This window comes from Kribbella sp. (genome assembly GCF_035687465.1).
Taxonomy (GTDB): Bacteria; Actinomycetota; Actinomycetes; order Propionibacteriales; family Kribbellaceae; genus Kribbella.
Map to the genome: position 1 here is coordinate 20,540 of NZ_DASRXP010000425.1, position 13,042 is coordinate 33,581.

Sequence of the window (13,042 nt, forward strand, 5' to 3'; positions counted from 1 at the left end):
TGGGGTCAGAGCTTGCGGAGCCGGACCCAGCGGACGGCGTGGTCGGCGCCTTTGCGGAGGACCAGGGTGGCGCGGGAGCGGGTCGGGAGGATGTTCTCGCGCAGGTTCGGCCCGTTGATGCCGTCCCAGAGCGACTCCGCCTTCGCGATCGCCTCTCCGCGACTGAGCTCGCCGTACCGGACGAAGTACGACTCCGGATTGCGGAAGGCCGTCTCCCACAGCTTGAGGAAGCGGTGCACGTACCAGGACCGGATGTCATCGGCCGCTGCATCGACGTACACGGAGAAGTCGAAGAAGTCGCTGACCGCCAGCCCGCTCTTCCCATCGGCGTGCCGGGGCGCGGGCTGCAGCACGTTCAGCCCTTCCAGCAGCAGGATGTCCGGCTGTTCGACCGTCGTCCGGACGCCTTCCATCCGGTCGTAGTGGAGGTGCGAGTAGACCGGCGCCTCGACCGTGTCCATCCCGGACTTCACCTCGACCACGAACCGCAGCAGTCCCTTGCGGTCGTACGACTCCGGGAAGCCCTTGCGGAGCATCAGGTTGCGGCGTTCCAGCTCGGCGTTCGGCCAGAGGAAACCGTCGGTGGTGACGAGCGCCACCCGCGGGTGCTCGGGCCAGCGCGCCAGCAGTTCCCGCAGTAACCGGGCCGTCGTCGACTTGCCGACGGCAACGGATCCGCCGATACCGATCACGAACGGCGTCCGGGTGGCGGCCGGCTGGCCCAGGAAGGCCTCGGTGTCGGAGTGCAGCGCCCGGGCGTGCCTCACATAGAGTGACAGGATCCGCGAGAGCGGCAGGTAGACCTCGCGGACCTCGTCCATGTCGACCTCGTCGCCGAGACCGCGCAGCCGCTCGATCTCCTCAGCCGTCAGCGGGGACTCGGTCGTCTCGGCCAGTTTCGCCCAGGCGGCACGATCCAGCTCGGTGTAGGGAGTCACCTCCCGCGGCGGCTGCAGCATGGGGCCCATTCTTCCCACACCTCAGCGGGCTACGCTGACCGGCATGTGCGGCAACGACTCTGCGGGTGTGGCAGTTGTCACACCGAAAGCCCGATGATCGTCGGCGTGGGCATCGACGTGGTCGACGTCGAACGCTTCATGAAGACCCTGGAACGGACCCCGGGACTGCGGGACCGGGTCTTCACCCCGACGGAGGCGAAGAAGCCACCGGCCTCGCTCGCGGCCCGGTTCGCCGCCAAGGAGGCGCTCGCCAAGGCACTCGGCGCGCCCGCGGGGATGAAGTGGCACGACGCGGAGGTGCTGACGGACGACACCGGCCGCCCGTGGCTGGAGATCACCGGCACCGTCGCGGCCAAGGCGTCCGAGCTGGGCGTGCAGAGCCTGCACCTGTCCCTGAGTCACGACGCCGGCATCGCGTCGGCGGTCGTCGTCCTGGAGGGTTGAGATGCGCTACGCCCACACCGTCGAACAGGTCCGGGCCGCCGAGGCCGAGCTGATGGCCAGGCTCCCTGCAGGCACCCTGATGCAACGCGCCGCCACCGGCCTCGCCGTTGCCATCAGCAACTTCCTGACCTTCACGTACGGCGCTCGCGTGGTGCTGTTGATCGGTTCGGGCGACAACGGCGGCGACGCCCTGTACGCCGGCGAGAAGCTGGCCCGTCGCGGCGCCAAGGTCACTGCGATTCTGCTGTCGGACAAGGCCCATCCCGACGGCCTCGCCGCTCTCCAGGCAGCAGGCGGCCGCATCGGCTCGACCGACGCGATCCCCACCGCGGACGTGGTCGTCGACGGCATCGTCGGCATCGGAGGACGTCCCGGCCTCAGGCCGGACGCGGCAGCCGCCGTCAAGATCGCCGCGGACCACAACGTCCCCATCGTCGCCGTCGACATGCCGTCCGGCGTCGACGTCGACACCGGCGAGACACCGGCCGAGCACGTCAAGGCCGCACTCACCGTCACCTTCGGCACCCACAAGATTTGTCACCTGATCGACCCGGCAGCCACTGCGTGCGGTCCGGTCCACCTCATCGACATCGGCCTGGACCTGCCACGGGCTGTGGTCCGGTCGCTGCAGGCGGCCGATGTCCGCGCGCTGTATCCCGTTCCGCATGGTGAGTCCGACAAGTACGCCCGTGGTGTTCTCGGCTTGATAGCCGGCTCCTCTCAATATCCGGGCGCTGCTGTCATCGCGACCACTGGAGCTCTCGCCGGCCCGATCGGCATGCTCCGCTATGTCGGTCCCCAGCCGGTGGCCGACGCGGTTCTCGCGGTGCACCCGGAGGTGGTCGTCGGCGAAGGCCGAGTGCAGGCCTGGGCGGTTGGCTCAGGGCTGGCCGAAGGCAGCGGGGAAGAGGACCTGATCGCGCGCGTCACCCAGCAGCAGGAGTTGCCTGTCGTCGTCGATGCCGGCGCCATCTCGATGCTCGACACCGCTCTGGCCGGCCGGGTGTTGATCACGCCCCACGCCGGCGAGCTCAGCTCGATGATCGGTGTCCCCCGCAAGGAGATCGAGGCCCGGCGGCTGCACTATGCCTTGCGTACCGCGCAGGAAACGCAGGTCCAGGTGCTGCTGAAGGGAGCGACGACCATCGTCGCTGCTGCCGACGGCGACACGGTTTACGTGAACCCGATGGCTACCCCCTGGCTCGCCACCGCGGGTTCAGGCGACGTCCTTGCGGGTCTCTGCGGAGCCTTGGTCGCGGCCGGTCTGGACGAGGTCGACGCGGGAGCTGTCGGCGCCTACCTTCACGCGGCCGCCGCGAACCTCGCCGCCGCCGAAGGACCGGTCACCGCGATGCAGGTCGCGGCCAAGGTGGCCGAAGCCACGCGGCAGCTGTTGCGGGATGAGGACATTGCTGGGTAGGACGGTGGTAGGAGTGCCTCCGCCGCCCTAGGAGTCCGCACATGAAGTCGCTGTCCGCCCTGCTCGTTGCCGCCCTTCTCACCACCGCCGCGTTCCCAGCCCACGCGACCCCACCGGCCGCTGACTCCGCTGCCAAGCCGTATGTGGCGGATCGGGCGACCAAGATCGACGTGATGGGGGAGTGGGCGCACCCGGACGACGACACCAGCATCATCGGGCCGTGCGGGGTCTGGCACGACCGGTACGGCGTGAAGTGCGGCGTGATCATGGTGACTCGCGGTGAGGGCGGCGGCAACGCGGTCGGCACCGAGCTGGGGCCGGACCTCGGTCTGCGGCGGGAGAACGAGGACCGGGTCGCGCACTACCGGTCCGGCACGATCGACATCTTCAACCTCGACCGGATCGACTTCTTCTACAACCAGAGCGCGCCGCTCACGCAGTACTTCTGGGATTCCGAGGAGACCCTGCGGCGCGTCACCCGGGTGATCCGCACGACCCAGCCCGAGATCTACATCGGCTTCACCCCGACGCTGGCTGCCGGACACGGCAACCACCAGCAAGCGGGTCGGCTGATCTGGGAGGGCGTGCTTGCGGCCGCCGACCCGACGAAGTTCCCTGAGCAGCTCCGTGGCCCGGATGCGCTCAGCACCTGGCAGGTGAAGAAGGTGTTCTCGGGCGGCAGCACAGCAGGCACGGGTGGAACCACCACAGCGGCGAACTGCACCACTGGCTTCGCCCCGACAGGCCTCGACCCAGTGGTAGGCGTCTGGACCGGGTACGACTCGCCGTACAGGTGGCCGGCGGGAAACCTGCAAGGCCAACCAGCCGGTACGGCGAAGTCGTGGCAACAGGTCGCCGACGAAGGGCGAGCGGCGTACCCGACCCAGAGCAGGGTGATGTTCAAGGGGACCTCGGCTCCGGCTTGCCCGCGGTTCGGCATGACGCAGTCGTTCGTCCCGTTCCAGCCGAATGTCCTCGAGGACGGCTCGGTCAATCCGAAGGCGGGGCTCGACGGGGCGATCCTGTTCGGAGCCACCAAGGCCGATCCCGGCGGTCTGCCCGCGGGCACTCTGCAGTACCTGACCTTCGACCGGTTCTCCAACGTCGCGGGGACGCCGTTCCAGGCGACCGTCCATCTCCGCTCGGGCGGCGGGAAGCTTGCCCCTGGCAACGTCAGGCTGACGGTGCCGGTCGGGTGGACCGTGGACGGGCCGAAGCCAGTCGGGCAGGTCGGACGCGACGCGGAGACGACTGCCACCTTCACCGTGACCCCGGCCGGCGATGCGACGGTGAACCAGAACGCGAAGATCGCGGCCCGCTACACCACGGGGAACAAGTCGGGCTACACCGACAACGTCGTACGGATCGTGTCTCCGGTCGAGGGACGGTTTGCGCGCTGGGGCAACTGGCTCGAGTACGACGAATGGCTGGCGACCGTGGCCCCGCAAGCCGCCCGGCTCGGCCGTTCCGGCGCGATCCAGTCGATGGGCGTCGGCCGGACCATCGAGGTACCTGTGATCGTGCACAACTGGTCCAGCCAACCGCAGAGCGGGGCGGTCTCACTCGCTCTGCCGGCCGACTTCACCGCGGACGCGACGTCGAAGGCGTACTCGGCCCTGGCGCCGGGTGCGGAGACAACAGTCACCTTCACCGTCACGAACACCGATGCCTCGCTGCCTGTGATGCAGAACGTGTCCATCCCCATCACGACGACGTACAACGGCGGCTCCGGCAACGAGACGCTTACGCTGTCGCTCGTCCCGACGACCGCGATCCCCAAGGCGACGGCAGCGCCGACGGTCGACGGCACCGCGGCCGCGGGTGAGTACTCGGGCCCGATGCTGGATCTCGGCCGGATCTGGCAGGGCGCGACCACCTGCACCGGTACGGACGACTGCGGGGTCTCCGCCACCGGTGAAGGCAGTACGGCGCGGGTGACGTGGTCCGAGGACGCGCTGTACTTCTTCATCCACGTGCGCGACGACTACCAGTCGTACGCGGTGACGCCGCAGGAGTGCGTCGGGCATTGGCAGGCCGACTCCGTGGAGATCCTGCTCGATCCGCGGGGGACCGCCTCGCAGGTGCTCAAGGACACCGCGAACACCTTCAAGCTGGGGATCTTCCCGTTCAGCAACGGCAACGGGAACGGGCCTTGCTGGTCCCGTGACGCGGACAACAAGCAGGGGTACTCCAGCGGATCACTCGACACCGGCAATGCGCCCGGCGTCCAGGTTGCCTCCACCGCGACCTGGGTGGGCAGCAACGAGACCACGACCCCGCATGCCTACGCGGGTGGCGGCTACGACATCGAGGTGAAGATTCCGCTCGCGGTGCTGCCCGCAGCGGTGGATCCCGCCAACCTCGGCTTGAACATCACGCCCTACGACAACGACGACACCTCGGCCGCCGGGACCACGACCCTGCGACATATCGACAACAGCACCCGGCTCGGCTGGTCCGCGCTCGGCTCCGTCCAGTCCGATCCGTACCGCTGGGGTCTGGCGACTCTGCCCGGCTACACGCCGCCGGCGGACCGGCCCACCACGCCGACGCCGCCTGACGTCTCGAACCCGAACCTCAACGGTGCCCTCTCACCGCAGACGATCGCCCAGTCGGCCCGCAACCGCGTCCCGATCTCCGGCCGCACGCCCACGAAGAACTTGCGAGTCCTGTACGCCGGATTGGGGCGCGAGTCGTTCGACCTGTACACGCAGTCGAGCGGTTCCGGCACGGCACGGGTGTTCCTGACGACGGGTGAACTCGGAGCGATCCCGGTCTACACGACCAGTTGCTCACCGGCGGCTGATCCGGCGCCGGACTACGGGCTGACGCCGTGCGCGGTCACGGACGGCGGCATCCCGGCTTGGTCGCCCGACATGAGCGGCCATGTGGTGAAGCAGGCAGTCCAGCCGATCACTCGGGGAGTTCAGCATCTGTCCATCCCGCTCACGGCCGCCGAGAGAGCGCGGCTGCTCGCCAACGGCCGCGTCCAACTCTCCTTCGAAACCCTCGCCAACGAGGTCCAGGCCTTCGACCTCCGCCTGAACCGCTAGTGCTGCTTCAGCGGGCTCCGGTCAGGTCGAGGCCGGAGCCGTCGGCTGCGCGCAGCTTCAGCCGGTTCGAGTCGATGCTGTAGCTGACCTCGCCGTTCAGTACACCCAGCACCGCCTTCTCCAGCGCAGCTGCGTCACCTGCGCAGGCTCTCCGCGTCGTACCGAGCTCACCGAAGGTCAACGTGTCGTCGGTGCGAGCCACGATGCCCTGCAGGTCGTTGCATCCCGTCGAACCGGTGATCCGCTCACCGCTGATCGTCAGGTGGGCCTTCTCCGATCCGATCGAGTGGGAGGCGGTTTCGCCGGAGATGACGGTCTCGAGTGACCACCTTGTCCCGTCCAGTACGAGATCTGGCTCGGCGGTGTCGCGATCCTGCAGGACGAGCACGGTGTCGGCCGTGGTCACGTCGAGTTTGTTCTGCTCAAGCTTCCAGGCGGGCTTGTTCTGCAGGAGCTTGACCAGCCAGTCGTCCTGAGCGTGCCGCGGCGGGTCACAGCCGAGATCTGTGACGGCGAGTCCGTCCTCCACTGTCAGCTGTCCGCTGCCGGTGGACACCTTGCCGCCCATGGTGTTGCACCCGGCGTCCGCGAGCAGCCGCCCGTCATCCATGAACTGCAACCGCACCCGGGTGTTCGGCGCCAACTGCTTAGGTTTCCCACCCTCCGTCACCGACACGGACAGGTACGACTTCCCCTTCAGCGGGTCCGCAGCACCGCCGCCGCCCGACTCGTCGCCGCACCCGGCCAACGGCAACACCAGCCCGGCAACGACCACAGCCACCATCCGTGTCCTCACACCCCTACGGACGCCACCACCGGCTCCCGCGTTGCACCGATCGCCACCACTTCCGGCGACGCGCCAAATCCTGTTGCGCCCCGGCAATAGCCGGAAGATCGTTGGAGCCATGACCACAGCGGCTGAGGGGATCGGCCGAGTGCCGCGGTGGTGGGCGCTGCCGAGTTGTGTGCTGGCAGTTGTCGCGGTCGGGTGGGAGGTCCAGCAGGACCAGCCCTTGAGGTGGGCAATGACCGGTGGGTTGGCGCTGCTCATCATCGGGCTGGCGGCTACGGCCGGTGGGTACGGCCTCAAGATCGGCCGGCTGGAGCTGGACCGGCTGCTGCTGTGGGTGTTGCTCGGCATGTTCCTGGCCGGCCAGGTCGTGTTCGGGCGGGCCTTCGCCCAGGATGGGAATGCGATGTTCCTGACCGGGGTACTGGCCCTCCTCGTCGGGATAGAGCTGACTCGCGGCCTCCGGACACGTCTAGATGAGGCGCTCCAACGCCTGCTCGATCGCCGCGTCGTCGAACTGCCGACCGGCCGGCGGGCGCGCTTCGAGACCGAGCTCGATCACCAGACGCGCAAGTGGAGCCGGCTCGGCAGCATCGCCATCGCCGCGATCCTCCTGATCGCATGGATCGTGGTCCTGCTGGGCCCAAGTGGTTCCCGCTACTCGCTTTGGGTAGTTCTGTTCGAGGTCATCGGGGGCTGGGTGGCCGGCGACCGGATCGGGCGCATGGTCGCCTACGGGTCGTTCTGGTCGACGCTCACCCGCGAGGGCCGCGCCGTTGTGCGCGTCATGCCTGGACATGCCGACGGCGCGGGTGGGCTCAAGCCGGTGGGTGACTTCTTCCTGTACCAGTCGCTCAGCGCGAGCGTCCCCGCGCTCTATCTCGCCGCGTGGTGGTGGTTCATCCCGGTAGCCGGCCTCGACGAGTGGCGGTCCACGTATGTCGGCCTGCTGGTCGTTGCGATCGTGGTGGAGGTGCTGGCCTTCCTGCTGCCGATGCGATCCATTCACGCGACTATGCGCGCGCAGAAGCGGCAGTTCACCGCGCAGGCAGACCGCCTCTCCAGCGATATCGCCGAGCTGCGAGCAAGGCTTCGCGAGACCAAGGTGCCGGCGGACCGGCAGAGCCTGAAGGATGAGATCTCGGATCTGTCCGAGGACTACCAGCTCATCTTGCACAGCCCGACGTGGCCGGTGGACCCGTCCATCAGGCGCCGGTTCGGAGTCAGCAACCTCATTCTGATGCTGCCGCTGGTGGGCGAAGCCATCGGTGGCACGTTCTGGCAGGAGCTCGCCGACGCCCTGAGCAAGGTGGCCTGAAGCATCAGATCGCCTGGCGGTCCGGCGACCCCCGCGTTGCCCCAGTAGCTCTTGGCGGTCCCTACGTAAAGTTCCGGTTTGATCGGATTCGGAAAGATAACGGTTCTGCATCTTTGGGGTAACGTCGGGCCCGGCTTCACCGCGCGCACTTCATGGCCGAGGTACTCCGTGCCCGGTCTGCCTCGACGAGATCCGGCATCAGCCCGATGCCGGCCATCATCGTCCAGGCCCTTCTGGGGACTCAGAGAGTGATAACTGAGGGCCACGTTCAGGCGCTGGGGTTAGCAGAAGGTGGACCCGTCTACCAGACGAGGAATTTGCATGCCTAGCTCCACCGGACCTACCCGCCGCCGCGTCACCGCGATCCTTCTCGCCTTCGGCGCAGTGATCGCCGGATCGGCCGCCGTCTACGCCACCCAGGACAGCCCGTCCGCAGTGGTCGCGGCGCCCGCGGCTGCTGAAGAGCCAAGCGGCACGGGACGGGTCGAGACCTGCGTGCTGGATGCCAACTCCGGCTGTACCCAGGCTCACCACTTCGCCAAGAAGCCCTCCAGCATCGTGGCGATGGGCTCGGGTTCGTCGATCCTGTCGATCGATCCCAGCCTCACCAACGACAAGACCTACCGGCTCAAGGTGGTACGGCCCGACGGGAGCAGGTACCCGGCCGGCCGGAGTGTGCGGTTCTCCGTGCACTACGACTTCGGGACGGACGCTCCCGCGCCTACCTCTCCGCCTACCGTGACGCCGACCACCACGCCCAGCACCACCACTCCGAGTACGACCACTCCGAGTACGACCACTCCGAGCACGACCACCCCCAGCACGACCCCACCGACCAGCACGCCGACTCCCACGAACACCGCGAGCCCGGTCAAGAGCTGCACCAACCCGTCCTTCACCACCACCTCGACCAACAACCAGGGTGACGGACGTTCGTACGGCGCCTACTACGTCCACAACAACATGTGGAACAACTCCAACGGCACCTACACCATGGGCGTCTGCAACTTCGACAACTGGTACGAGGTCGCCACCCAGCCCGACGGCACTGCTGTCCGGGCCTACCCCAACGTCCACAAGGACTACAACGACAAGCCGCTGTCGCAGATCCAGTCGGCCAGGTTCGCCGCCAACTCGCCGCGCTGCGCCGGCTGCATCTACAACGTCGCCTTCGACATCTGGATCAACAACGACTTCGACAACGAGCTGATGATCTGGACCGAGAACCACAACCAGCGGCCCGCCGGTTCACAGGTCGGCACCACGACCATCGGCGGCCACGAGTACCAGGTCTGGAAGTCAGGTGGAGCCACCAGCCCCGGCGGCGTCTTCACCTACCTCTCGGTGACCCCCCAGCTCTCCGGCACCATGCCGCTGCAACTGTTCTTCAAGGATCTCGAGGCCAGGAAGTGGATCCCGGCCAATTCCACCACCTGGCAGGTCGACTACGGCGTGGAGATCTGCGACACCAACAACACCCCGCAGCGCTTCAACTTCACGGACTTCGCCATCACCGAAAGCTGACCCGGTCGGACCAGCCAGGCCACGATGGGCCTGGCTGGTCCGGACGCCGTTGATCGCCATCGCGTTGCAGTTGCGTTTCTGACCCGCCTTCCCGGGGACAGGGTGAGAAACTATGGGTCACTTTCCGACGCTGGGGCGAGCAGAAAGTGACCCTTCGATCAACCGAGGAACTTTCATGCCCAGCTTGACCGGATCTACCCGACGCCGTGTGATCGCGGTCCTGATAGCCGTCACCGCCGTGGTTGCCGGCTCGGCCGTCTTCTACGCCACCCAGGACAGCCCGAACGCGGTGACAGCGGCGGCTGCTGACCAGCCCGGCGGGACGAGCCAGGTCGAGAGCTGCACCAATCCGTCGTTCACCACCACCTCGACGAACAACGAGGGTGACGGTCGCTCGTACGGCGCCTACTACGTGCACAACAACATGTGGAACAACGAGAACGGCACCTACACCCTGGGCGTCTGCAACTTCGACAACTGGTACGAGGTCGCCACCCAGCCCGACGGCACTGCTGTCCGGGCTTATCCCAACGTCCACAAGGACTACAGCGACAAGCCGTTGTCGACCATCCAGTCCGCAAAGTTCGCCGCCGACTCACCACGCTGCGACGGCTGCATCTACAACGTCGCGTTCGACATCTGGATCAACAAGGACTTCGACAACGAGTTGATGATCTGGACCGAGAACTTCAACCAGCGGCCCGCCGGCGATCAGGTCGGCCGGACGACTGTCGGCGGGCACGAGTACGAGGTCTGGAAGTCGGGTGGAGCGACCACCCCGGGCGGCATCTTCACCTATGTCTCGGTGACACCTCAGCTGTCCGGCACCATGCCGTTGCAGCTGTTCTTCAAGGATCTCGAGGCCAGGAAGTGGATCCCGGCCAACTCGACCACCTGGCAGGTCGATTTCGGCGTGGAGGTCTGCGACACCAACAACACCCCGCAGCGGTTCAACTTCACGGACTTCGCCATCACTGAGAGCTGAGGCGTTGCGTAGGGTTCAGGGGTGACCGACCTGGTGATCTTCGACAACGACGGCGTACTGGTGGACTCCGAGAGGTTGGCCAACACGATCCTGGCCGAGCTGCTCACGGAGGCGGGACTGCCGTACACCTTCGAGCAGGCGGTCCGGGACTTCATGGGCGGCAGCATGGTGTCGATGCGGGAGAAGGCGGAGGCGCAGCTCGGGTCGCCGTTGCCGGCCGACCTGGAGGATCGATACCACCAGCGGTTGTTCGACGGCTTCGCGCAGCTCCAGCCGGTACCAGGAGTCCGTGACGTGCTGGACCACCTCGACGCCGCCGGTACGGCGTACTGTCTGGCCTCCTCCGGCACCCACAAACGGATCCACACTGCGCTCACAGCGGTCGGGTTCTGGGATCGCTTCGAGGGGCGGATCTTCAGCTCCGAGGATGTCCGGCACGGCAAACCCGCGCCGGACCTCTTCCTGCACGCGGCGAGCACGATGGGCGTGAAGCCGGCCGACTGTGTCGTGGTCGAGGACAGCCCGCTCGGCGTCGCCGCGGCCAACGCGGCCGGAATGAAGGTGTTCGGTTTCGCCGCCATGACCGCGCCGGAGAAGCTGGCCTCGGCGGACGCCGTCTTCCGCGAGATGAGCGCCCTGCCGGCGCTGATCGACGCCGCCTGAAGGCCCTGACCGGACACCACCGTCACCGGCGTCACCGCCGATGCAGGACACTGGAGGGGCTATGTCTGAGTCCCGGGAGCCTTCGATGGTCCGTGCTGAAGCGGTGGTGGACCTCGCCGCGATCCGTCACAACGTGGCTACGCTGCGTTCGCGGCTGGCTTCGGCGCAGCTGATGACTGTGGTGAAGGCCGACGGCTACGGCCACGGGATGGTGCCGGTCGCGCGGGCCGCGCGGCAGGCGGGCGCGGACTGGATCGGCGCGGCTGTGCTGGAAGAGGCGCTCGCGCTGCGGGCCGCCGGGGACAACGGCCCGATCTTCTGCTGGCTGACCACTCCCGGTGAGCCGCTCGAACAGGCCATTGCCGAAGGCATCGACCTGTCCGCGGGTGCGCCCTGGGAGATCGACGAGATCGCCGCCGGGGTCGAGGACCGCCCGGCGCGAGTGCACCTGAAGATCGACACCGGCATGAGCCGCGGCGGCGCAGTACCGGAGGAGTGGCCGACCCTGCTGCGGGCAGCGCTCGCCGAGGAGAAGTCCGGGCGGATCGAGATCACCGGTATCTGGTCCCACCTGGCCTCGTCGGACGAGCCGAAGAGCCCGATCAACGAGGCGCAGGTGGCCACGTTCCTGTCGGCCATCGAGGTCGCGGAGTCGCTCGGCGTCGATCCGCCGATGCGCCACCTGGCCAATTCCGGTGGGACGCTGGCGCTGCCCGAGACGCATTTCGATCTGGTGCGGCCCGGCATCGCGACGTACGGGCTCTCGCCGTTCGGGCACGCGTTGCCGTCGGCCGAGCTGGGGTTGCGTCCGGCAATGACTTTGCGGGCCCGGCTCGCGATGGTGAAGCGGGTCCCGGCCGGCGCGGGAGTCTCGTACGGGCTGACCTGGACAGCCCCCGCACCTTCGACCCTCGGCTTGATCCCGCTCGGGTACGGCGATGGTCTGCCGCGGCACGCGTCGAACGGTGCGCCGGTCCAGGTCCGCGGCGAGCGGCGTACCGTCGTCGGCCGGATCTGTATGGATCAGTGCGTGGTCAACCTGGAGGACGGCTCCGCCGAAGCCGGTGACGAGGTCGTCCTGTTCGGGCCTGGCGACAACGGCGAGCCGACCGCCGACGACTGGGCGGATGCGGCACAGACCATCAACTATGAGATCGTCACCCGGCTCGGATCCCGGGTGCCGCGCAGGTACGTCGACAGCGAGGAGGTGACCGGCTGATGTCCAAGGCAGGACGCACCGCCGGTCTGATCGGCGCCGCGGTCGGAGTGCTCGCCGCAGGGGCGGCCGCCGGCGTCGCGGTGGAACGCCAAGTCATCGGCCGCCGCTCCGGACAGCGCGCCCAACTCGAGGCCGAGCCGTTCGGATCGTTGCGCGGGACGCCCCATGTGTTCACCGCCGACGACGGCGTCGAGCTGTATGTGGAGGTCGACGAGCTGAAGCGCTCTCGCCGTCCACCGGAAGCGCCCAAGCGAAGGCTGCGGCGCAAGGCACCCGAGGTCCCGGGCGATCTCACCTTGATCTTTGCCCACGGCTACGGGCTGAACATGGACTGCTGGCACTTCGAGCGCCGCGACCTGGCCGGGATCGGCACGATGGTGTTCTACGACCAGCGGTCGCACGGCCGGTCCGGCCGGTCGCCCAAGGAGGGCGTCACGATCGAGCAGCTCGGCCGCGACCTGTACGGGATCCTGCAGGAGTTCGCGCCGACCGGGCCGGTGATCCTGATCGGGCACTCGATGGGCGGCATGTCGATCATGGCGCTGGCCGGGCAGCATCCCGAACTGTTCGGCGACCGCGTCATCGGGGTCGGCCTGTGCTCGACCAGCGCGGGCGGCCTGGACAAGGTCCCGATCATCTTCCCCGGCTGGCCCGGCCGGATCGCCCG

General features: G+C 67.8%; 11 protein-coding genes. 9 read left to right on the top strand and 2 right to left on the bottom strand.

All coding sequences use genetic code 11. The features are described from left to right. Positions 1-5 precede the first annotated feature (5 nt). The gene (gene coaA, locus VFG33_RS21980) at positions 6-959 is read right to left on the bottom strand and encodes a type I pantothenate kinase (protein ID WP_325054799.1); all 954 of its coding nucleotides are present in this window, start codon (positions 957-959) and stop codon (positions 6-8) included. Between the two features lie 93 nt (positions 960-1,052). Here coaA and VFG33_RS21985 point away from each other — a divergent pair, with 93 nt between their 5' ends. The 3 genes from VFG33_RS21985 to VFG33_RS21995 are packed head-to-tail and all read left to right on the top strand — an operon-like array spanning position 1,053 to position 5,876. Next, entirely contained in the window at positions 1,053-1,403 is a 351-nt protein-coding gene (locus VFG33_RS21985; RefSeq protein ID WP_325054800.1) for a holo-ACP synthase, read from the top strand. 1 nt (position 1,404) lies between these two features. Continuing rightward, positions 1,405-2,823, top strand: a complete 1,419-nt coding sequence (locus VFG33_RS21990; protein WP_325054801.1) for an NAD(P)H-hydrate epimerase — start codon at positions 1,405-1,407, stop codon at positions 2,821-2,823. Between the two features lie 41 nt (positions 2,824-2,864). Next, a complete protein-coding gene (locus VFG33_RS21995) occupies positions 2,865-5,876 on the top strand; it encodes a PIG-L family deacetylase (RefSeq protein ID WP_325054802.1) in 3,012 nt (1,003 codons plus the stop codon). A gap of 7 nt (positions 5,877-5,883) precedes the next feature. Here VFG33_RS21995 and VFG33_RS22000 read toward each other — a convergent pair whose 3' ends face one another. Further along, on the bottom strand, positions 5,884-6,660 hold the full coding sequence (locus VFG33_RS22000; protein ID WP_325054803.1) for an META domain-containing protein: 777 nt from the start codon (positions 6,658-6,660) through the stop codon (positions 5,884-5,886). A 121-nt stretch (positions 6,661-6,781) separates the two neighbouring features. On the opposite strand from VFG33_RS22000, the gene VFG33_RS22005 reads away from it, so the two are divergent. The 6 genes from VFG33_RS22005 to VFG33_RS22030 all read left to right on the top strand — a co-directional run. Next, positions 6,782-7,984 carry a hypothetical protein gene (locus VFG33_RS22005; protein ID WP_325054804.1) on the top strand — a complete coding sequence of 401 codons (1,203 nt, stop codon included), beginning with the start codon at positions 6,782-6,784 and terminating at the stop codon, positions 7,982-7,984. Positions 7,985-8,305: 321 nt separating this feature from the next. Then, positions 8,306-9,508: a GH12 family glycosyl hydrolase domain-containing protein gene (locus VFG33_RS22010; RefSeq protein ID WP_325054805.1), complete on the top strand. Its 1,203-nt coding sequence runs from the start codon at positions 8,306-8,308 to the stop codon at positions 9,506-9,508. Positions 9,509-9,683: 175 nt separating this feature from the next. Further along, entirely contained in the window at positions 9,684-10,493 is an 810-nt protein-coding gene (locus tag VFG33_RS22015; RefSeq protein ID WP_325054806.1) for a GH12 family glycosyl hydrolase domain-containing protein, read from the top strand. Between the two features lie 21 nt (positions 10,494-10,514). Beyond that, positions 10,515-11,156, top strand: a complete 642-nt coding sequence (locus VFG33_RS22020; RefSeq protein ID WP_325054807.1) for an HAD family hydrolase — start codon at positions 10,515-10,517, stop codon at positions 11,154-11,156. Positions 11,157-11,217: 61 nt separating this feature from the next. Continuing rightward, a complete protein-coding gene (gene alr, locus VFG33_RS22025; protein WP_325054808.1) occupies positions 11,218-12,375 on the top strand; it encodes an alanine racemase in 1,158 nt (385 codons plus the stop codon). Then, positions 12,375-13,042 (top strand): alpha/beta fold hydrolase (locus tag VFG33_RS22030; RefSeq protein ID WP_325054809.1); only part of this gene is annotated, 668 nt, incomplete at its 3' end. The genes alr and VFG33_RS22030, both read left to right, overlap by 1 nt.